The organism is Anaerospora hongkongensis (assembly GCF_004339805.1).
GTDB classification, from domain to species: Bacteria; Bacillota; Negativicutes; order Sporomusales; family DSM-15969; genus Anaerospora; species Anaerospora hongkongensis.
On the sequence record NZ_SLUI01000001.1, the window covers coordinates 173,602 to 193,095 of the forward strand.

36 protein-coding genes and 2 tRNA genes are annotated in these 19,494 nt (G+C 42.9%); 4 read left to right on the forward strand and 34 right to left on the reverse strand.

Annotation, left to right across the window (positions count from 1 at the left end):
* Nucleotides 1–7: 7 nt before the first annotated feature.
* The 18 genes from EV210_RS00800 to EV210_RS22435 form a co-directional block, all read right to left on the reverse strand.
* Nucleotides 8–1,405, reverse strand: coding sequence for a PBSX family phage terminase large subunit (locus EV210_RS00800; RefSeq protein ID WP_132074099.1), 1,398 nt, complete (start codon nt 1,403–1,405; stop codon nt 8–10).
* Nucleotides 1,398–1,913 (reverse strand): phBC6A51 family helix-turn-helix protein, encoded by a 516-nt coding sequence (locus EV210_RS00805; RefSeq protein ID WP_165898741.1) that lies wholly within the window; start codon nt 1,911–1,913, stop codon nt 1,398–1,400. Before EV210_RS00805 ends, EV210_RS00800 begins: the two co-directional genes overlap by 8 nt.
* Complete coding sequence (locus EV210_RS22430; RefSeq protein WP_165898742.1) at nt 1,867–2,532, reverse strand: putative metallopeptidase; 666 nt, start codon at nt 2,530–2,532, stop codon at nt 1,867–1,869. Before EV210_RS22430 ends, EV210_RS00805 begins: the two co-directional genes overlap by 47 nt.
* Before the next feature lie 12 nt (nt 2,533–2,544).
* Nucleotides 2,545–2,844, reverse strand: a complete 300-nt coding sequence (locus tag EV210_RS00810; protein ID WP_132074105.1) for a hypothetical protein — start codon at nt 2,842–2,844, stop codon at nt 2,545–2,547.
* Nucleotides 2,845–3,123: 279 nt separating this feature from the next.
* A tRNA-Tyr gene (locus EV210_RS00815) sits at nt 3,124–3,197 on the reverse strand.
* Nucleotides 3,198–3,200: 3 nt separating this feature from the next.
* Nucleotides 3,201–3,277: transfer RNA gene (locus tag EV210_RS00820), tRNA-Asn, on the reverse strand.
* Between the two features lie 188 nt (nt 3,278–3,465).
* On the reverse strand, nt 3,466–3,696 hold the full coding sequence (locus tag EV210_RS00825) for a hypothetical protein (protein ID WP_132074108.1): 231 nt from the start codon (nt 3,694–3,696) through the stop codon (nt 3,466–3,468).
* A 14-nt stretch (nt 3,697–3,710) separates the two neighbouring features.
* Entirely contained in the window at nt 3,711–3,935 is a 225-nt protein-coding gene (gene acpP, locus EV210_RS00830; RefSeq protein ID WP_132074111.1) for an acyl carrier protein, read from the reverse strand.
* Between the two features lie 189 nt (nt 3,936–4,124).
* Nucleotides 4,125–4,385, reverse strand: coding sequence for a hypothetical protein (locus EV210_RS00835; protein WP_132074114.1), 261 nt, complete (start codon nt 4,383–4,385; stop codon nt 4,125–4,127).
* Nucleotides 4,386–4,399: 14 nt separating this feature from the next.
* Entirely contained in the window at nt 4,400–4,627 is a 228-nt protein-coding gene (locus EV210_RS00840) for a hypothetical protein (RefSeq protein WP_132074117.1), read from the reverse strand.
* Nucleotides 4,627–5,136 carry a hypothetical protein gene (locus tag EV210_RS00845; protein WP_132074120.1) on the reverse strand — a complete coding sequence of 170 codons (510 nt, stop codon included), beginning with the start codon at nt 5,134–5,136 and terminating at the stop codon, nt 4,627–4,629. The genes EV210_RS00840 and EV210_RS00845 overlap by 1 nt, the downstream gene beginning before the upstream one ends.
* A 361-nt stretch (nt 5,137–5,497) precedes the next feature.
* Nucleotides 5,498–5,941 (reverse strand): hypothetical protein, encoded by a 444-nt coding sequence (locus EV210_RS00850; RefSeq protein WP_132074123.1) that lies wholly within the window; start codon nt 5,939–5,941, stop codon nt 5,498–5,500.
* A 12-nt stretch (nt 5,942–5,953) separates the two neighbouring features.
* Entirely contained in the window at nt 5,954–6,508 is a 555-nt protein-coding gene (locus EV210_RS00855) for a 4Fe-4S cluster-binding domain-containing protein (RefSeq protein ID WP_132074126.1), read from the reverse strand.
* Between the two features lie 11 nt (nt 6,509–6,519).
* A complete protein-coding gene (locus EV210_RS00860) occupies nt 6,520–6,921 on the reverse strand; it encodes an HNH endonuclease (RefSeq protein WP_132074129.1) in 402 nt (133 codons plus the stop codon).
* 91 nt (nt 6,922–7,012) lie between these two features.
* A complete protein-coding gene (locus EV210_RS00865; protein ID WP_132074131.1) occupies nt 7,013–7,330 on the reverse strand; it encodes a hypothetical protein in 318 nt (105 codons plus the stop codon).
* 149 nt (nt 7,331–7,479) lie between these two features.
* On the reverse strand, nt 7,480–7,671 hold the full coding sequence (locus EV210_RS00870) for a hypothetical protein (RefSeq protein ID WP_132074133.1): 192 nt from the start codon (nt 7,669–7,671) through the stop codon (nt 7,480–7,482).
* Nucleotides 7,672–7,840: 169 nt separating this feature from the next.
* Complete coding sequence (locus EV210_RS00875) at nt 7,841–8,134, reverse strand: hypothetical protein (RefSeq protein ID WP_132074136.1); 294 nt, start codon at nt 8,132–8,134, stop codon at nt 7,841–7,843.
* A gap of 71 nt (nt 8,135–8,205) precedes the next feature.
* Nucleotides 8,206–8,358 carry a hypothetical protein gene (locus tag EV210_RS22435; protein ID WP_165898743.1) on the reverse strand — a complete coding sequence of 51 codons (153 nt, stop codon included), beginning with the start codon at nt 8,356–8,358 and terminating at the stop codon, nt 8,206–8,208.
* A gap of 128 nt (nt 8,359–8,486) precedes the next feature.
* On the opposite strand from EV210_RS22435, the gene EV210_RS00880 reads away from it, so the two are divergent.
* From EV210_RS00880 to EV210_RS00890, 4 genes are all read left to right on the forward strand, one after another.
* The gene (locus tag EV210_RS00880; protein ID WP_132074139.1) at nt 8,487–8,741 is read left to right on the forward strand and encodes a hypothetical protein; all 255 of its coding nucleotides are present in this window, start codon (nt 8,487–8,489) and stop codon (nt 8,739–8,741) included.
* Nucleotides 8,738–8,884, forward strand: coding sequence for a hypothetical protein (locus EV210_RS22440; RefSeq protein WP_165898744.1), 147 nt, complete (start codon nt 8,738–8,740; stop codon nt 8,882–8,884). Before EV210_RS00880 ends, EV210_RS22440 begins: the two co-directional genes overlap by 4 nt.
* A gap of 123 nt (nt 8,885–9,007) precedes the next feature.
* Nucleotides 9,008–9,241, forward strand: coding sequence for a hypothetical protein (locus EV210_RS00885; protein WP_132074142.1), 234 nt, complete (start codon nt 9,008–9,010; stop codon nt 9,239–9,241).
* Between the two features lie 59 nt (nt 9,242–9,300).
* Entirely contained in the window at nt 9,301–10,539 is a 1,239-nt protein-coding gene (locus tag EV210_RS00890; protein ID WP_132074145.1) for a DNA polymerase Y family protein, read from the forward strand.
* 179 nt (nt 10,540–10,718) lie between these two features.
* Here the strand turns inward: EV210_RS00890 and EV210_RS00895 are convergent, their stop codons facing one another.
* From EV210_RS00895 to EV210_RS00970, 16 genes are all read right to left on the reverse strand, one after another.
* Nucleotides 10,719–11,072: a hypothetical protein gene (locus tag EV210_RS00895; RefSeq protein WP_132074148.1), complete on the reverse strand. Its 354-nt coding sequence runs from the start codon at nt 11,070–11,072 to the stop codon at nt 10,719–10,721.
* A gap of 10 nt (nt 11,073–11,082) precedes the next feature.
* On the reverse strand, nt 11,083–11,376 hold the full coding sequence (locus tag EV210_RS00900; RefSeq protein ID WP_132074151.1) for a hypothetical protein: 294 nt from the start codon (nt 11,374–11,376) through the stop codon (nt 11,083–11,085).
* The gene (locus tag EV210_RS00905) at nt 11,348–12,010 is read right to left on the reverse strand and encodes a nucleoside triphosphate pyrophosphohydrolase family protein (protein ID WP_132074154.1); all 663 of its coding nucleotides are present in this window, start codon (nt 12,008–12,010) and stop codon (nt 11,348–11,350) included. The genes EV210_RS00900 and EV210_RS00905 overlap by 29 nt, the downstream gene beginning before the upstream one ends.
* Nucleotides 12,011–12,014: 4 nt before the next feature.
* On the reverse strand, nt 12,015–12,248 hold the full coding sequence (locus EV210_RS00910) for a hypothetical protein (RefSeq protein WP_132074158.1): 234 nt from the start codon (nt 12,246–12,248) through the stop codon (nt 12,015–12,017).
* A gap of 1 nt (nt 12,249) precedes the next feature.
* Nucleotides 12,250–12,555 carry a hypothetical protein gene (locus EV210_RS00915; protein ID WP_132074161.1) on the reverse strand — a complete coding sequence of 102 codons (306 nt, stop codon included), beginning with the start codon at nt 12,553–12,555 and terminating at the stop codon, nt 12,250–12,252.
* Nucleotides 12,556–12,831: 276 nt separating this feature from the next.
* On the reverse strand, nt 12,832–14,598 hold the full coding sequence (locus EV210_RS00920; RefSeq protein WP_132074164.1) for a DEAD/DEAH box helicase: 1,767 nt from the start codon (nt 14,596–14,598) through the stop codon (nt 12,832–12,834).
* Nucleotides 14,595–15,002: a PDDEXK family nuclease gene (locus EV210_RS00925; RefSeq protein ID WP_132074167.1), complete on the reverse strand. Its 408-nt coding sequence runs from the start codon at nt 15,000–15,002 to the stop codon at nt 14,595–14,597. The genes EV210_RS00920 and EV210_RS00925 overlap by 4 nt, the downstream gene beginning before the upstream one ends.
* 25 nt (nt 15,003–15,027) lie before the next feature.
* A complete protein-coding gene (locus EV210_RS00930; protein ID WP_132074170.1) occupies nt 15,028–15,882 on the reverse strand; it encodes a hypothetical protein in 855 nt (284 codons plus the stop codon).
* Complete coding sequence (locus tag EV210_RS00935) at nt 15,879–16,358, reverse strand: RusA family crossover junction endodeoxyribonuclease (protein ID WP_132074173.1); 480 nt, start codon at nt 16,356–16,358, stop codon at nt 15,879–15,881. The genes EV210_RS00930 and EV210_RS00935 overlap by 4 nt, the downstream gene beginning before the upstream one ends.
* Before the next feature lie 19 nt (nt 16,359–16,377).
* Nucleotides 16,378–17,064, reverse strand: a complete 687-nt coding sequence (locus tag EV210_RS00940; RefSeq protein WP_132074176.1) for a sigma-70 family RNA polymerase sigma factor — start codon at nt 17,062–17,064, stop codon at nt 16,378–16,380.
* 106 nt (nt 17,065–17,170) lie between these two features.
* Complete coding sequence (locus EV210_RS00945) at nt 17,171–17,440, reverse strand: hypothetical protein (protein ID WP_132074179.1); 270 nt, start codon at nt 17,438–17,440, stop codon at nt 17,171–17,173.
* Nucleotides 17,441–17,451: 11 nt separating this feature from the next.
* On the reverse strand, nt 17,452–17,862 hold the full coding sequence (locus tag EV210_RS00950; protein WP_132074182.1) for a single-stranded DNA-binding protein: 411 nt from the start codon (nt 17,860–17,862) through the stop codon (nt 17,452–17,454).
* The gene (locus EV210_RS00955) at nt 17,849–18,364 is read right to left on the reverse strand and encodes a J domain-containing protein (protein ID WP_132074185.1); all 516 of its coding nucleotides are present in this window, start codon (nt 18,362–18,364) and stop codon (nt 17,849–17,851) included. Before EV210_RS00955 ends, EV210_RS00950 begins: the two co-directional genes overlap by 14 nt.
* Nucleotides 18,361–18,723 carry a hypothetical protein gene (locus EV210_RS00960; RefSeq protein WP_132074188.1) on the reverse strand — a complete coding sequence of 121 codons (363 nt, stop codon included), beginning with the start codon at nt 18,721–18,723 and terminating at the stop codon, nt 18,361–18,363. The genes EV210_RS00955 and EV210_RS00960 overlap by 4 nt, the downstream gene beginning before the upstream one ends.
* The gene (locus tag EV210_RS00965; RefSeq protein ID WP_132074191.1) at nt 18,716–18,958 is read right to left on the reverse strand and encodes a hypothetical protein; all 243 of its coding nucleotides are present in this window, start codon (nt 18,956–18,958) and stop codon (nt 18,716–18,718) included. Before EV210_RS00965 ends, EV210_RS00960 begins: the two co-directional genes overlap by 8 nt.
* Nucleotides 18,951–19,460, reverse strand: a complete 510-nt coding sequence (locus tag EV210_RS00970) for an ASCH domain-containing protein (protein ID WP_132074194.1) — start codon at nt 19,458–19,460, stop codon at nt 18,951–18,953. The genes EV210_RS00965 and EV210_RS00970 overlap by 8 nt, the downstream gene beginning before the upstream one ends.
* Nucleotides 19,461–19,494: the final 34 nt, after the last annotated feature.

The window sequence follows — 19,494 nt, forward strand, 5'->3', positions numbered from 1 at the left end:
AAATGAATTAAACCGCCATCCAGCTGCGCGATTCTGATTCACCGCGGTATTTATCGCGTTTCTCTTTTTCCTTCGGTTTATCCGGAGTCCACGGCCGGGATGTACATGCATACATCGTTTCATCAAAGGCATGATCCTCACCATTGGTATCAACCTTTTCAGGATTATGCTTATCATGTGTCAGCATTGGAAATGTCCTGATTGTATGGAAGCAGGTTTCAAAGAAAGTAATCCCCGGTATCTGCTTACCCTCTTTATCGGTGTAACCGGTTAGACGGATTTTTACCTGCTCAGCGCCAGCTTCACGACCTTTAGTAGAGGGAATAAAAAGAGTCTTGCTCTTTTCAGACAAGACGTTGTTAATTTCCTCTGCGACTGTCGGACCCTCTGTGCCGGTTTTATTCCAACAAGCACTATCCAATACTGCATAGGACATAGGCAAATCTTCTTTTTCAGCTTGAGCAATCTTTAATGCAACCTGTTTAGCCGTTTCTTTGGTACCTACATTGGCCTTGCCTCCATACCCATATAGCTCACGGTATTTCCACAAGCGACTGTCATAATCAACCGCATACCATCCAACAGAATAAGGATGATAGCTGCCCCAGTCCATCGCTCGGAATCTTGTCCACTCTCGCGGAATGGCAAAAGGCTTACAAACATGCAGGGAACTTGACCACATATCGTAAAAGCGGCCGCCGGTGATTCCCCATTCGCCTTCACCATATACCTTGTAGCCTTCTGGATCTTGCAGCTTCCTAAGCTCCATACGCCGGTAATACGCTTCATCAATAAACCGGTTATCCTTATAAGTGCTGTGATGAGTGAATATATCAGGACTGGTTATATCAAAGTATTTGGCTTTAATCCAATGCGAAGCGCTGACTGGGTTAAAGCTAAACGTCATCTGGTAATATAGGTTCGGGTTAAGCAAAATGCCGCGCAGCCGATCATCTAAAATATCAACATCGGACTCATCGAGCTCCGTTGCTTCTTCTACCCATATGAAAACTAATTTGCCAAATTCAAAGCTTACTGACTTAATTTTTTCACGCTGGCTATCATCTTTCATACCACGAAAAATGATCTTATTACCTGTCCGATTACAGACAATTTCCATTGGACTTTGCCGAACGGTCCACAATACAGATGCAAGTTTGCCACAAATCCTGTTGATTGCAGCTTTTAACTCAGCATAGGTACTGTCCCGGTGTGATTCATCGATCTTCCTGACTACCAGTAAATTCGCACCAGCGTTCTTTGGGTCCATGAGCTTCAGTATATAATCCTGCGCTATATTTACCGACTTACCGCTACCGGCGCTGCCTTTAGCGCATCGATACCGGCACCGCGTTCTGTTAAATTCCCGAAATATAGGATTAAACTGAACGACAGTTTCAGCCATCGTCCCCACCATCGCCGTAATCAATTACGATTCTAAGCTCAGTATCAATAGGGCCACCGCCCTCACCAGTATGTTCGACCTTCTTCTGCTCCTTGTACATGCCTTTCATTTCAAAAAACAGCTTAATAGCCGAAACATCGCCCATCTTCGCCTTACGAATAAGCGCTTTCCAAACCTCTGCCGTCTCGGCATCCGTATACTGATTAATAAGGCTGTTGAGATAAGCAACAAAGTTCGGATCTTGCATCCAAACCCACAAAGTTTTATAGGTAATCCCGGCATCCTTCGCTTTTTGCTCTTTGGTCCCGCGATTTTCAGGATTAACAAGTAATCGAGCAATCGCTATTTGCTTCGCGTGAGGAACCCATTCATTACTTTTCATTACGTCAACCGGAGTATCCGCAGCAACCTTATCTGCCGGTTTCTTTCGGGTATTTCTTGTGTTCCCCGGCTTCTTCCGCTTAGCCTTGCTTACCTTTTCTTGACCTTCTACCTTTTGCTTTGTCATCATCATCACCTGCCAATATGTTCGGAATATCAGCATCAGGCGCTGACCAATGTATTCCATATGTTTCAATAATTGCACGGAAGTCTTCGACATCATGCGGTACCAGCTTGCCGGACATCGGTATATGCTTGAGCTCATGCCACATCAATAAGGCCATCTGTGCCTCACTCATATAATCTACATGCGGCTCGTACACCGTAATTATGTACTGATAATCCATAAATGCCCTGAAAGGCGGCTTTACCTTACGACAGTCAGCATGAACCATCTTGCCTGTTGCCCTGTCCGTTTTAGGCTCGTAACTGAGTACATAAGCAATGTTCTCGCGGCCTATATACTCATCTATAAACCACAAATCCGGCATCTTCGAGATAACCTTGCTGGCTAATTCCCGCAGCGCCGGAGATATTTCACAGTCATAACACTGTATATCTTCAGTGTCATAGTCTTTTATGATAATAGTCTCAATGTCACAGGGAGTATCATCTTCATACACCAAGTTAAGCTCGAGCTTTATGTCGAAGCGCTTTTTTCCTGCTGCTTCCATTTGGGCCTTGTTGCGTCTTTTTAAGATTACTCCCTTTACCGGTACAATTACATGGTCCCCTTTATCGAACATAAGCGCTCATCCTTATGCTTTATCGTCTGCCTCATAACGGGCCACACCCTGTAGCGAATACCCCGCACAATCTGCCCAAGGATTCTCGCCGAATGCCCTAATGTCCCCTTTGGCTATCCTGCTGAACTTATCTAAGATGCGCACTATGATTAGAGCATCTTTGAATTGGTCTAAGCTTATCCCGTTCGGGTACAGAATGCACAGTATACCCTCTACCGTCGTTATGGCCTCACCGTAGGCTTTATCCTTTTGATCTACCAGTTGGCCGATTCGATTCCCGACGACTTGAAATCTCCCTTGCACTTGCTCCATTAGGCTCTTTCCTCCTATCTTTACACGGCATATGATGCTGCCGGCCACATTCATGATAATCAGAAGAGTAATACGGGCAAGTCTTGTCGTAACATGTGCGTTCGCTCATTTCTTTTTCCCCCGATAAATAATAATGCCGCCCTATTCGGACGGCACATACTCAAAATGCTTGAATATCATTGGGCTTATGATCCTTTGCTTTTTAACAGGATCTTTGATCTTATCAGTTTTTTCTTGCTGCTTAGACGCTACGTTCATTTTAACCTCCGTTAAATGTTTTGGTGGAGCGACTAGGAGTCGAACCTAGGACTGTCGGGTTACGGCCGAGCGTGATACCATTTCACCATCACTCCATTTGGCAGGGATAACTGGACTCGAACCAGTGCATAAGCGGTTAACAGCCGCTTGCCTTACCTTGCTTGGCTATATCCCTACATTCTTAACCCCCAAGGGGTTCGCCGGAATGAGCGGTACCGGCATGTACACTCTCTCATTGTCCGGCGCTTTATTTGCAGCATATGCCGCGACTTTCTTATCCGCTGCTTCTACATCTTCCCCCCAGACCTAAACCTGAGGCTTCAAAGCAATGCAGATATACACGGCATATGGGGCGCTTACTGTTTATTGGTCTGGATTTATCTTTGCTTCCAACCAGGCCATAAGATCATTTACAGCAACTTGTTCCAGGCTCCCCGGTATCTTCTTGGTATTCAGTTGCACCATGGCCCCGAGGTTGTACACCGGAACATCAAGGACATATCTGTCACCGCGTTCTCTATGCGCCTCATTAGCTAAAAAGATAATGCCGATTAGTTTATCATCTTCTTTGACAAGATACAGACCATCCTGCACTTTTGAACACCTTATCATTTTGAGGTTTGCCGCTTATCGATATATTCAACAACCTGGCCAACTGTTTTAAGTTTTTCGGCCTCTTCATCCGGCACTACTTCCAACTCCATGAAGAGCCCCGCCAGATCCAGTGAATCGGCACCAAGATCCTCAATAAGTTTAGCGTCCATAGTCACATCTACTTCATCCACACAAAGGCAATCGACTATAACTTCTCTTACCTTTTCAAACGTATTCATATATATCATCCTTTCGGCAACTTACATCGGTGCCAGCCATCCCCTACTGGCACCATATATAAAAAAGGAGGAGGTACCTTTCACGAAGGCTGCTCAATCCCCGCGAAAGCGAAATAAGCTATCGGCTATACTCTCACAAACCCAGTATATCTTAGTTACATAGGGGTTTTGGGGTACCCTAAAACATTTTTATTGAAATCTTCCACCTGGAACATAATCAGCTTCCTTTTTATCACAGAACCGCTTCTTGAAATCCGGGAAGTGTTTCTCAACTACCCTCCACACTGCTTCCTCATCTGTCGCATCAATTACCGCACAAATTGCACAATCATCACGGCCGGAATCGTCGTTTCGATCACTGTATCCGCTTATCCAGAATTTAAAAGGAGGCTTAGTGCAACCTTCATCAGCATAATTACCAGAGTACCAGCTGGCCCAAAACCTTTGCATATGCTGTTCCTCCATCAGTATTTTATTGGCCTCATCGTTTCTTGATGCCACCTTGCCGTTTTTAGACATTCATGTCGGTACGCAGCATGATTAGCTGCTTCTCTTATTTCAACGGGAGTAAGTTGATTCGATTCAATCAGTCCCACCAGAACATCTACTACACTACGGAACATCTGATCATTGGCATACCGGTATTCAGGAGTTAAATTAATGTCCTCACCGCATCTTGAACACTTCGGCATTACAGGCACCCCCTACGTTGCGCAACTCTAACCGTGATATTAATGACATCCTTCCACCAGCTTTTGACCGTCTTCTCAGCTGGCAAATGATAATAACCATATTGCTTCTCGATCAAGTTGCAATATTGCTTTGCCGTCTCAGCAACCCATCCCGGCCGCCCCTGTTTTGCATCATAATAGGTTATTTCAGCCTGACGCCGAGCTTCCAGAAATATAAGCTTTTTAGGTGAGAGCACCTTATATACATCTTCAATCGTCATGATCCAAATGTTTTGCTGACTTAATTCAACCAGGCCAATTGCCTTATCCTCGGCTGGACGGCCAACATCTGAACCTTTTGGCATACCGGTGTACAATGTTGCAGCCACTTCGCTTGCATATTCACCATTCGTGTTGTACATCTTTGCCATGCTTTCAAAATAAGCTTTGCGCTTATCAGGGAAATTAAGCAACCATTCAGCAGCCTGCTTATCTTGTTCATTCATTTCATCCCATGTTAACGGTTTCATTTGGCCTCTGCCTTATTCTGGGCTTTCTTTTTAATGTACTTATCTTTTAGCCTCTTAAATGCGTATACCGGCAAAGCACATATTACGATTAAAAATGCAATAATTAACATAATCAGAAAAAAAGCAGTGCCAACCCAAACAGGAGAACTTATTGCTAGTCCAACAATAGTAACTGCCGTCGGCCATTCCACAATTATCTAACTCCTTTCTCCTTTGGTTTCCATCCAGGACGTTCTATATTGGAACCACACTTTAAGCAAGAAGGTACTCTTGGCATTACTTCGCCCAGCACCGGCACTTTCCAATACTTACAGGTACCACATACTCTTAAAATTTGATTATCCAGCACGTCGAAATCCCCTTAATTTGAATCTTTCCAATCCCCGTAAAGCATACGCCCTTTGAATTTCAAAGTGTTTTCCACGGCTTCAAGGTCTGCTCGGAGATTTTTAAGTTTCTCATATGTTCCGGCAGCAGCAGCCTCATCCCGGCGCTTTTGTCGCATTGCCGCTTCCGCTTCCATATCCAGCTGCTTAGCAGTAAAAGACTTTTTTGTTTCAATATAATCTAAGTGCCTTTTAGTCCATTCACTGGCAGTATCAGATTTGCGATCTCCTTCTGCCATTTTACTTATTTCCAGTGCTTCACCAGCCAACTCGCCAACTCTAACCTTCACAGCTGAAATATATTGCAGTTTCTTTAATATAAATTCTTTCGATGTAATTGTTTGATTCTCAAGCGCTGCTATTGCCGCATAGACTCCACGGAGCGCCATAACTGACTTTTGCACTTCTTCTAGTGTCATACTTTGCCCTCGCTATAACTTGTATAAAAACAACTCTTCCCCTATCGGTAACGGACAATCATCTTTCCATTGCAGTTTCCGCACAACATCCCATGCCGAAAAATCAATATTCGAAAAGTCATATCGTTCATATAACCGGCCATCAATCGCAAGCCGCAGCTGCCTATCAGAGAATATTTGCAAGAACTTAGATAGCTGCTTTAATTCGTTTATTTCCTTATCCCCGGCTTCGTTGTGAACCGTGAAATGCAAACCATTTAATAGCGCCTTAAACCCTCCAGTTGAGCGCCTTAGCAGTTCAACATACACCTCGCGCAACGTATGATTATACAATGCAGAGTACATATAAATCAGCCCAGAATAATTCATCCCGCGCAGAGTTTGGCAAAATTCAATTACCTTTTCAGGTATAAGCATTGGCTCCCCGCCTGATATAATCACTTCATCGTACTGCAGCAGCTGATCAATGCTTGATAGCGCCGCTATATTATTTAGAGTCAAATTATCATTGCAGCATCCCTCACAGGAACGCGGACAGTCCAATGTTACTAATACCCTTGCTTTCATAGAAACAATCCTCACTTCGTATCCGGATACCGTTTATAAAGATAATCCAAACAAAACTGCCGTAGCTCTTGGCTATCAGGCCCATTATGCCGCCGGTAGTGGCACGGGTTCACCGGCGCATCCTGGCATAGCATTACCATGTCTTCTTTCCGGTCCTTACCACCCCGGCCCTTTGGCTTCTCATGGTGTGGTATCGTACCTTGCGGAATCGGCCGGCCACAATAAATGCAGCGCTTTTTATCCCTCTTCCAAATGAATTCATAGAGTTCTATTAACTCATCACCATATAAGCGCCCCGGTTTCTTCTTTTTACTTTTGGCTTTAATCCTTCCCCGGGACTTTAACGAAGCTCGACTGCTCAGCCTGGTTTTAGCTTGCAGCGAGCTTCGCCTTTTCAATGGAGTTTGCTTCATTTACTCCACTTGCCGCAGCGGTTACACTGCGAGAACCGGTAAGGCGGGTATTTATTCCCTAATATCAGGCAGATTATTTTACGTACCAAGATCATACTAACTTCAAGTTGCCAAGCTGGCTTTCAATAATTGAACATACTTCTTCGAGTCGGATATTGCTTGCCTCAACGTCGTTTATTAACTCTCGCAAATTTTCTTCAAGCGTATTACATTGCGTAGTATCGCAATTCGCCGCCTGACACTTTATAGGTTCAGGCCTGGCGACAGAATCCATCAAATCACGTGATAATTGCCGATTTCTAATAACACGATCTCTGAGTTGATTAAGAAACGATTCCACCGTAGCCACCTTCGTGCTTATTGGGCCTGAATTACCTATGCCGCAAGCACCTAGTATTTCATTTCTCACTTTATCTCCCCCTTATTTTTGCGTTGAACCTATTATAAAACAAGTCCATTTCCTATTTCGGAAATTCCGAAACAATATTTTTAAAAAATGATAATATAAAAAAAGCCGCCCAACCTTGTGTTAGGCGACTGCTGCATATTCTCATATTTTTAATAGTTATCAATAAAATCCATTGCCTCCTGTAACGAACCAGCATCCCATTCAGATGATCTTAGGTTAGCGGGATAATCCAATTCCTCCGGGGTATAGCAGCGGAAAATTATGTGTTCAACACCGTCGCCGCTGCGCTCAATATCCTGTTTGATTGCCCAGCCTTTATATTTCCGTGTTATCTTACGCACTTATTATTCCTCCTTGTGGCGGGGCTGTTAGCCCTGTCACTCTGCGTTATATTTACGCCACTCTTCGCGGCATTGCAGGAAAACGCGTAACGACATCCATTTATATCCCTTTTTCATATTCATCCTCCTTAGTTGACCCCGCTTGCCGCATTACCGGCCCCGGAGGCCGTCACTCTGCGTTATAGGTGTAGCCTAATACTGATTTTGAGTAAATGGCCTTATCGGTTTTGGCTAAAGTGCGACTGCCTGCAAAAACTGCATATTCATAATTTCCTTCTGACCATTTGTAAACCAATGACTGGTTATAATCTATTGTCCTACTGCGATAACGCTCCATTCCTGACTTACGAATAAGACCTAACAGCCAGTTTAATTGTTTGTCCGAAAGTTTCATTCTTGCAGTACCGTAACAATCCGGCTTGCGTTGGCCGGTAAACATATTAGCCAATTCGGTGTGTGTCATCGCTATCATTCCTTTCGTCTGGCTGTGGTTGTGACCGTCTGCCTGCCAGCATTAGGCCGGGATAACCCGGCTCACTCTGCTTTAATCTTGTTCAGCCTTTCGGCTGCTCGTTCCGCGTCATCGCGGGTGTGGTGCCTGCTTTCCGTGTTGTAATTTACGTCAACGACTACCCATCTATATCCGCAATGATACAAGCTTGGGTTAGCAACTGCTCTGTATACCATCGTTACCGCCTCCGTTTATTTATCTTGATTTAATTATAAACTAAGATATTTATAAATGTCAATAATTCTTATAAATATTTTTATTGATTTATAAATTAAGATATTGTAGTATGATAGTTGGAGGGGATATGATGCCAAGATCGCCAAGAGTGCCAAAAGAAGAAGCCTTGCAAATTGAATTTGAATTTAAAAAGCATATAAATGCTGCCGGAAGCAATGTTACCGACACTGTACGCCGCTTAAATGAAGAATACGGCACCACAGAAACTCCGCAGGCCGTAACTCAACAGCTAAAGAATGGTACAATGCCAGTATGGAAGCAAAATCGCATTGCTAAGGTACTGGGTTTTAAGATCAAATGGGAACGGGAGGAAGAAAGATGAGCCTAAATAACGAAATAAAAAAACTACCCCGAAGTCAGGGGCAGATAGATGAAATGATGATAATTGAACTCATTGGCATAGAAAAATACGATGCTTTGCTTAAAATGGGTTTTGTGATAGTAAGAAAAGAACCCCAGCAATAGCCGGGGTAATGTCGCTCATCCTTCGGGGTGGGCGTTTTTTTGTATTTTATTACCACTTTACAAAGGAGAACATTTGTTCTAAAATGACAATGCTAAAACATATGTTCTATTGAGGTGGTAAGTGTGACAGATAAAAAATTCGTGGACGTAACAGCGAAGCATAGCCGGGACGGTAAAGTAAAGCTACTGTCAATAACGTGGGAAGATGGGAAGGAATACAGTGTTGATCGGGTGCTGGATGTGAGAATGGCTGCTGCTCTTAAAGCTGGGGGCCAGGGCATGCGATATACTTGCCGAATTCATGGTCGAGAAGTCTACTTGTTCTTCGATGAAGGTCGCTTTTTTATTGAAAGTTGAAGGTCACATTATAGATGTGGCCTTTTTATTCTATGTTTGCTCGAGGGGGTAATCGCAATATGAGCCGTACCATTCTCCATATCGATCTAAATAACTTTTACGCCTCCGTCGAATGCCTGTATAACCCAGAAATCCGTGATAAGCCAGTAATCGTATGCGGCGATGCAGAAGCCAGGCACGGCATTGTCCTTGCCAAAAACGGACCGGCAAAAGCCATGGGAGTTAAAACCGGCGATGTAATTTGGCAGGCCAAACTCAAATGCCCAGGCTTAATTGCGGTACCGGCAGACTTCCGCAAGTACCTGCGTTTTTCTCGCCTGGCCAAGTCAATATACGCTGACTATACAGACCGCATCGAAGCATTTGGCATTGATGAGTGTTGGCTGGATATAACAGGTACGGAGCAGATTTTCGGGGATGGTGAAGCTGTGGCAAATAAAATACGACACCGCTTCAAAGAAGAATTGGGCCTCACGGCTTCAGTCGGTGTCTCCTGGAGCAAGATTTTTTCTAAGCTCGGCAGCGATATGAAAAAACCGGATGCAACTACTGTCATTACTCCGGAGAACTTTCGTGAAAAAGTATGGCCTCTGCCGGTGGGCGATTTATTATATGTCGGCCGATCCACACGAAAGAAGCTCCAGAACCGTGCGATATTAACCATTGGCGATTTAGCGAATCGAGACATACATAGCCTACGCCTGCTGCTGGGCGTATGGGGCGAAACACTTTGGCATTTTGCGAACGGACTTGATACGGCGCCAGTGAAATTTCTTGGCGAAAAAAGCATTGTTAAATCTGTTGGCAACAGCACCACTGCTGTGCGAGATCTACAGAATAATGAAGATGTCAAAATGCTTGTTTTCGTCTTAGCTGAAAGCGTTGCGGCTCGCCTCCGGGAGCATGGACTAAAATGTACAACTGTATCGATCAGCGTCCGAGACAAAGAACTCAATACGTTTGACCGTCAGGGTAAGTTATCTATGCCGACGTTTCTTTCTGGGGACATTGCCCAAAAAGCGCTCGATTTGTTTGCTGCAAACTACCGATGGGATAAATCGATCCGGAGCATTGGTGTTCGGGGAGCCGACCTGGTAACGGCTGACGGCCATATTCAGTTAGACCTATTTAGCAAGGATCAAAGACAAATGGAAAGGTTGGAAGCCACGATCGATACAATCCGCAGACGCTTTGGACAATACAGTCTGCAGCGCTGTACAATGCTGTTCGACAAGCGCCTAACTGGCTTTAATCCCCGTGAGGAACATGTTATTCATCCTGTTTCATACTTTAAATAAAAAATAGCTGCCTTAGCAGCTATTTCTTTTATACCCATTTCCTACTTATGCCAAGCTTTCGCACCAAAGTTCGAATACGCCTATCTGAATAGCCCAATATTTCAGCTGCTATTTCAACACTTCCGTACTTATTTAATGCATCAACAAGTATCCCTCGTATCGGCTGGCCGTACTCTTTTTCAAGAGCTCTTGCTTTGCTCAAATTCTTCACCACCTAATACGTCCTTTGCCAATTTAGCGAAATAAGTCCAATGGTTGCAATCGCACGGTCCAGGGCAACCACAACTTTCGGTTTCTGCAATTTTAACCAATACATTGCGCAATCGAAAGCATTCATCAACGAGTGCTATATTATCCTGACCAATTTGATTGAATGTATCTACTCCTGTTTTTAATTGATGTTGAATTAGTAGCGTTAGAACTTCAGCACGTATATCACCCTCTACCCGTACAAAGCCCCTAGGACTATCTAGCCCCACCTTTTTAACAAGTAAGTTGCGTTGCCCGATTGCGTTTAACTCACGCTGTTTCATAAAATCCCCCTCAGCCACCTGGTGCCGACTTTTTCATATCAATATTACCCTTGCATATCGGGCATGCCGGATACCAGTCTGCCATGCTTGTTTGTAATCCACAGTCTGTATTCCAACTAACGTCCACCCAGTACCCTTTATGTCCATTGGCGCATAACCACATACCGTCCGTTGTCCTTCTTCGATCTAACGGGTCCTTCCCTTGTAAAACATCATACATAGCCTCGTCAATTAGCTTTTGCAATCCACGTGCTAATTCCTCTTTGCCCTTCATGCTATATTGTCCGATTAATGCTGCCGGCACTATTAAACCCTTCAGGATATCGCTGCTTCAACTTAGCGATATTGGTATCACATATGTCCTGCATATTAAGATTGTAGCGCTTACAAAACAGTTTCATCCAAGATAGAACGTTGCCAATGAGTTTTCCTAACTTTGCCTGATCCAATTCATGGCCGTGATACACAACCTTTTTTAGATATTCCGTAACATCACCAGAGGCTTTACTCAACCTTCCGATACACACATACAATAAAGCCGGTGCAGCTTCTTCAGCCGCCTCTACAACTACCTGATAACTAATCCCTGCCGTCGTACAGAGTGTTGCGCAATACCAATTCACATCACCGGCCTCCTTGATCATTGCCTCATGGTTTCCACCAGCAATTTCAAAGTTGACAACTGCATCAATAAACTCTGCCGTTTCTCCCGCTATTCCCATCCCAAAGTTCCCCAACCTTTGCATGGCACCTTGCCCATTATTAGCAGTTCGTTCAGCAAGTCGCTGATATTCTTCGAAATAGGGAAAGCCCTCATGCCAATTCCCATTTTGGAAAACAAAAGTCTTTTCGCACATACAAGATGTCTTTTGCCCTTCTACCGGTATTGAAAGTTCTAACCAGGTTATCCCGCAATTCGGGCATTGCTTTTTAGCCATATTACTAACCCCTTTCTTCTTTTAATTCATCCAGTAGCTTTGCACACTCCGAATAACTCATATTGTCAACGTTATAGTTTTCCAGGTCATAACCCAATTGCTGAATTAAGTCTTTCGCAAATTCAATCATGGCCGGAGTCGGCTTGTCCTTTATAAGATGATTACTTTTTACCAGCTTACAGTTTTTAAGATGCGGGGCCGTCATTAGCGATCCGCAGTAAGGGCAACGTTCAGCCATATTAACCACGCTCCATTTTAGAATCCGCAATATAATACCCCTGCTTATTTTTGGGCAACAATTTAAACCGATAATACATTTCAAACTGGTAATGATCTTCGTATTGCTCAGCTATAATTATTTTACTAGGCTCATTGGCAATTGCGTCCCACATAGACATGGATATCAATTGTTCCCCATATTTTTCAATTAACTTAACCATTAATGCTTGGAGAATTCTATGCTTTTCTTTGTATATTTCCGCTTCCTCTTGCGGACCAATGCCAATAGGTATCTGATTAAGTAAGTTAAGATTGATTTGATCCACTTACATTCCCCCTTCAATAGTCAATAAATCTAACACTCTTGAATCGTGTAGTGGCAAATTTCCTCAACTCAAAATATGGTTCGTAGTGGTTATCGGGAGAGTGAGTAAAGATAATAGGCGTGTCTGTCGATATTCCCTTAAGTTTTTCGATACTACATACCATCTTAAAGCATTCTGGATTGAGTTTATTAAACCTAAGAAATTCACAGCAATTGTGTAGACTAGTGGAAACAATTACTGCTATAAGAGGCAGTTTCCGTTTCTCCAATTTATCCATCAAACTACCCTCTTTTTCCCTGGTTTCATAGCCTTAATCTTATCAATTACTTTCTTCATGTGATCGGTTGCTACATTCTGGGCTACCGCTCGATCATCGTTGGTTTCAGCTTTATCGCCCATCAATCCCACAAATTGGCTGACCTTTAACCCTAGCGATTCTTGAATGTTTTCGTCTGACCCCTCTTCGCACACAAGGTAATACACCAACACAGAGTTTTCCTGTCCGATACGGTGAGCTCTATCTTCACACTGAGCATGTACAGCCGGTGACCAATCAAGCTCCCCGAAAACTACGCACGTCGCAGACTGTAACCCATTCAGTCCAGCTGCAGTTCTGAGCGATATGCAAGCCAAGCTTGTTGAACCATCCATAAATGTTTCAATCGCCTTATCCTTTTCCTGTCCAGTCTCTTTACCGGTTATTTTTACCGGCTTGTACTCTTTAAGCTCCTTCATGTAAATGTCGAATACCGCATGATGGTACCCAAACAGCAGCACCTTCTCACCAGCATCTAAAAGCATTTTTACAAAAGCACATACATGTCCAGCTTTTGATATGCCGGTAGCCATACGTGTATCATTTACAATCTCCCGACCTAAACGGCCGCGCTCCAAATAATCCTCAATTGCATCATAACCTTTTGCCTTTTCAATAGCCTTTTGAATTAAATCCCCAAATACTCCCTGGTCCAAATCGATTGGCTGTATTACCCTTCGTTTAGGTAGAAGTTCATCTTTGAGCACTTCCTTAGTTCTACGTAATAACAAACCTTCTCGCTTTAAGTGCTCACCTAACAATTCCGGATCAACAACCACATCAGAACCGTAGCCATAGCACCAGGTACGTGAAAAGCTCTCCCAATCTGACAAGCAGTGGAAATCAATAATGTTCATGACATTCCACATTTCTCCACCCCGGCCATGAATTGGCGTACCGCTTAGCCCTATAACATTCTCAGCGCTGCAAGCCACTAACGATGCTGCACTATACTTTTCTGTTAGCCGATGACGCAGTTCCTGGATTTCATCAAATACGACTGATTTAAAGCCAACTTGAGGCAAGTAATTTTTCCACCCGCGCAGTAAAAGATAATGGATTATATAAATCTTAGCGTCAGGAAGAGGATATGGCTTCAACCCTTTAATTACATGAATATACGAAGGTATTTTCCCGTTCTTAAATAACTCTGTATTATCCCCTACTGACACCGGTAAGTCTAAGAATTTATCCGACTCATGAATCCAGCCTTTTATCATGTGGGGAACTACCACAATTAAAGCTGGCCATCCCTCTGCTGCAGCTAAAAAAGCAAGCGCCTGAGGCGTTTTACCTAACCCCATGTCATCAGCTAACAGTGTACGCCGATTATGCAACAGAAACGCAGTTCCCTCTTGCTGAAATTCTCGCAGCACACCGGTAAACGTCGGTGGCGGTACTATCTTATTCGGCCGTGCATTTATTTCTTGTCGCTTTAAAACATGAGCTACAGTTTCTTGATGTGTCTTATTCCACTGTTCCTGGTCCTTTATCCTAAGCGGATACCGTAGCATTAGCCAATTGAGATCGCCATTTGTACGCTTATTAAGCATAAAACGTGCTTTGGTTCTATTCAATGATTTGCACCCAGGGAAAAGCCGCTGTGCCATTTCAATTACACAAGGTTCACCCTCTATTACCCAATCCTTTTTACCTTCATCCCATGATAAAGTGCCATAATAATAATCTGCTTCACCAGGAGCGGAAAGATATGCAGGAACATTCATAATGCAATCCCCCACAACTTATTGAGCCCTATAGATCGACATGGCTTACCGTTAATCTCCGAAGGTAAATAAGCAATATTTCTTTCAATAACCAAAATAATTGCCTCAATTTGCTCATGCATCGCATATCGTTCAAGTTGCTTCAGAATACTTGTGCTGTTCGGCTTACCCTTCTTTACTTCTATTCCAATACCGCCATTACAGAGAAAATCAATTCTGTTTCGCGGCCCCAAGCGATATTCTTTTTTGCATGTCAATCCTTGTTCTTTGAGCGCAACATTAATCATGTCTTGAAGCTGATACTCTTCTATAATCTTAGGTATTCTTATTCGCGTAACGGCAGCAATTACTTCTTCTAAACGCTGCTCGACAGGAACTATTCCAGTAATACTTATCCCTCCCATCAAAACCCAGTATTACTATTTGCCTTTAAGCATGTAACCTCCGCTTGTTCATTTCCCTTAACAAGTCTTTATCACTCAACTTGCTTAGATTTTCTATTTTTTGAAGATACGCTTTAGGCTTTCTGTCCTTAACCTTACGGCGTATTTTAAAATCTTCCTCAGTTGGGTCAAATAATTCAAAATCAGCCTCATTGGTGTACTTAAACTTGTTTATGATTACCCACCACATGTTGTTGATATTGTGATAGACAATTCCGCGCATCAATCTACCACGATATCTAAAATATTTAACCTGCCCATTACAAATTGTTTTTCCATCCCTATCAGTGTTGTTATAACTGCCTTCACACGTGGTACCGTGTAAATCTTTTAAATCGAAGTTCATATCCTTTTGGGGACGATGACAATTATCAACTAAATGTTTTTTTACCTTATCTTCAGCAAATTTATATTTTTCATCAGATCTACTGTTGGCCCCCAAAGATTCCAAAAACATTGCTATTTTATTAGTTTCGTTAATCCATGAAAGCCTGATTAAATAAGGGCACTTTTCATATTTATCAAAATCGTAACGGCCACCATTTTTATTTTCTGTAACAATTTCCTGATAGAATTGAAATTTAAACCCCCGGGGGTACCTATCCACGGCAAATCTTAATTCCCCCTTACTACCTACCCAATAGTCTTTTCTTATGCATTTTGCAACATCCTTATCATAGCGAATATCAAACCCTCGATCTTTCATGTAATTGAGCAATCTATGCAGAATTACATAGTGACTATATTTATTACGGCTTGCCCAGTCATGCTTTTCATCAGTATCATTTACGAAACTAAAAGACATGCGTTCACGGCAGCAATTATAGAAAAAACCCTTCATACCCCTTTCCCCTCCCAAACAACAATTTCAGTGCGGCACCACTCCCAAGTACCAGGATCTACACGCCAATCCAAATCCACTTCTTTACTGTTATCATCTTTAAGCACACCAGCCTTAACCAGCCCATCCATGATCCACTTAGGAGCCATATTATCTTTATCTCGGTCACGGTCAATATTGTAATAAAAGTTTATCCTCACAATGGGCTTGTGAAATACCCGCTTCACTTTTCTTTTCCCGGACAGCAGCGCTCCTATCAACTCTTCCCATTGTTTCTTAGTCTCAGCTTTTTTCATGTAGTGCCACTTATCCCAATCATTTAAACTTGGAGGCACATCATAGATAATAATGGTCAGTTTGCCAGGTTCATTTTTGACTTCAGAGTCTGGCCGCCTGCTCTTTTTCTTAGCGCGGCCATTTTTTTTATTTACAATTAAGCCGAGTTTCCTCGCTTCTGCCGGTGATAATCGAAGCACTATTGAATCACCCCGCTAATTACGAAATAAGCCTGCTTTCCAAAAAATATCTTTTTAGTTTTTCATTTACTTGTTGGGACACTTTCTCATATACCCGCCAGCTACGTCCTAATCGCTTAATAATCGTTGCTTGCGTCGCACTCTCAATGTAAAGCCCAGTGAACACTATTCGTTCATGACCATCAAGAAGTTCAAAGATTTCGCGATACATTACTGGTGATTCAAAGTCTTCATACGACTTAACGCAGTCTCCTAAAGTAACAGGCTCCCCATCGCCGCTGTCGTAAACAACTTCATTCAAAGAAGATGTATAGCGCAGCCGTGAATACTCAAAAGCCCTTTTAACCTTTTTAACTGATACTTTCATTTTCTTAGCTATTTCCGTAACCTCTAATTTATCTAAGCCCTTTTTGCATATAGCTTTGTAAAGCTCTTTTGAAGGCCTTGCAAAAGTAATTAAGTCTGTTGAATTTCTCACAAAATGCTTAATTTCACCACATATTGTTAAGCTTGCATATGTACTAAACTTAAACCCTTTCGATGCATCAAAACCTTTTGCAGCTTTAACCAGGCCAACATTCCCTACCGCAACTAATTCGTCAAATTCAAAATGATTAAGCTGTGTAAAGAAATTCTTTGTGACGATGTAAACTGGCAACTTAATGTTGTCAGTAACAAGACGTTCCACCGTTATAGCATCATTCACTTATAGCACCCCTATCATTGATATTATAGCCAACTATATTGCTAATTTTAGCAATCACAAGGGGATGGCAGTGCCACAAAAAACCATCCCCCGCAGCAATTACAAATTATTCACCGGCGTAAACCTTATCCATCATTGTTAATGCTTCTTCGCCTTTGGATGATAGTTTAATCTTTTTACCAGCGTAATCTCGCTGCAAGTATCCCCGGCGAAACAACTTATTGGTTAGGTAGTATTTGTACTTCTCTCCAATTTCACATAACATCTTTTCAGCCATATCGTACAGTTCATGGCTTCTTCCCGGTCCGTAAAAAATCAAAATAGCTTTTTCAACCACTGCTTGCGCATGCTGCTTTGTTACGTTTTTATCTTCCACTGATTATCCTCCTAAAACGGAATTTCTTCATCGATTACGTCACGTCCGAATTGCCCAAAATCAACTGGCTTGCTGGAGCTCGAAGAGCTATTACTATTAGATGACTCCATGCTTTGAGCGACAAAATTGGCGACTATCTCAGTTACCCGTCGCTTTTGTCCATCCGTAGTTTCATACGAACGAACCTGCAGACGGCCTTCCACAAATACCCGGTGTCCTTTCGCCAGGTTATTGCCGCACATCTCAGCTAAGTTTCCCCATGCCACAATAGGGATAAAGTCCGTTGATTCCCGTTGTTCTTGCCCAGGCGCTCCAAAACTGCGAGAAACAGCTATGGTAAACGAACATACCGCCTTTCCTGTTTTGGTATATCGCACTTCTGGATCTTGTGCCAAGCGGCCAATGAGTTTAACTGAATTCATTCTGTTCCCCCTTAAAATAATCTTCAGCTAACCTTTTTGCTTCAGTCAGCTTTTTAAACTCTTCTACGCTACCACCAACATCCGGATGCGCAGTTTTTATAAGCTCTTTATATTGATTCTTGCATTCTTCAAGTGTCGGAATTTGCGCAAAGCCCAATGTCTTGAAAAAATCCGGAATTACAATAGCGGCCGGCAGCATTTTAAATCCTTGTGATAATTGTCCAAAATCATATATCCCGCGCTCACTTAATCTTGCGAGAGCTTCTAATGCGAGTACTACCTGAGCAAACGCATCACTGCCAAAACTGATCTTTTGCCCCTTTTCTACAGCCTTAGCCACAGTATGTTCAAAACGGTATTTCTCGCCCATGTAGGTTACGTCTACATATCCACCATGCCGGTCATAGTTCCAGTCATACTCCGTTACTTTAAACCGCTCCATAACACGCTTCAGCTTTTTTTCATAAGCGGCAGCAGCGCCGTATTGCTTACCGGCCATCATTCTCCCCCTTCCTCAAAATCTGGTTTATAAGCTTTACAATACTTATGACCGGAGCAGCTGTTATCTCCACAAGTCCACGTTTCACCATGACTATCTCTCAGCCATTTTGCACACCGGTCCAAATCAGCCTGAAATATTTTCCCTAAAACTATATAGCGTTCCTGGCTCTCAATATTATTTGCTGCACTTTGGATTTTGTCAGGAATATTATTTCTAGCCTTAAAATCATTAATGTTTTCGGTTATCTCTTCAAAAAGCTTTTCTTCGTCCTCATTCTCATGTGGTTTATCGCGCAAAGCGTGTTTTACAATATAGGCCTTTTTGAGTGTTAAGCGGAAATAAATCTTTTTATTACTCATAATCTTCCTCATACCACTTAGGCAAACATTTCTTGCAGACGTAGTTATTCGTTGCAACCTTCTTTAGCGTAACGCCGCGGGCATTGCACGTTGCACAACGGACAACGCCAGGTTGATTAGGCTTAGATGCTTCTTTAATTGCTGGAGCAAGCATCGCTGCCGTAAATTGTAATGAATCCAGAGTAGAATATGGGCCGCAAAAACTACTTGCAAGCGCTAATATAGGATTAATCATTACCAACCCTCCATTTTTCTACTGGCCATTCCCATAGCCTCTGCATGCCCTTGGCTGGAGCCGGATCTATCCGGCGGACGTTTGCTAGTATCCATGCGTAACGGCCACGGGTATAGTCCCCAAATTTCAGTTCATGGCCGAAGATTACACGCCCATCTAACAGCCTCACCTTCTCTGTAATAACACCGGATACAAGACCCATATAACGATCTACGACTTGCAGGCAATCAACTAAATCAGCTATCGCTATAACTGCGCCGACTGGCAAAAGCTGCGTTCTGCCGTATCCGTTCATTGCTAATTCTTCTTTTGTCATGCTAGGCCATAGTGCAGAGTGGAATGGATCGCGGTACGTAATTTCACGCCTTGCTAGTGACCAGTTCGCTCCTGCATGAATTGCAATCGGCCCCCGATATTTTGTAGACCAGCTTCTTGTCTCTATCCCCTTCACTTTACGTGCAATGAGACTTGCCCACGGCTGCAGGATTGTTATAGCTTTCATTTCTCCAACCCCTTCGATTTAATATAATCCCTGC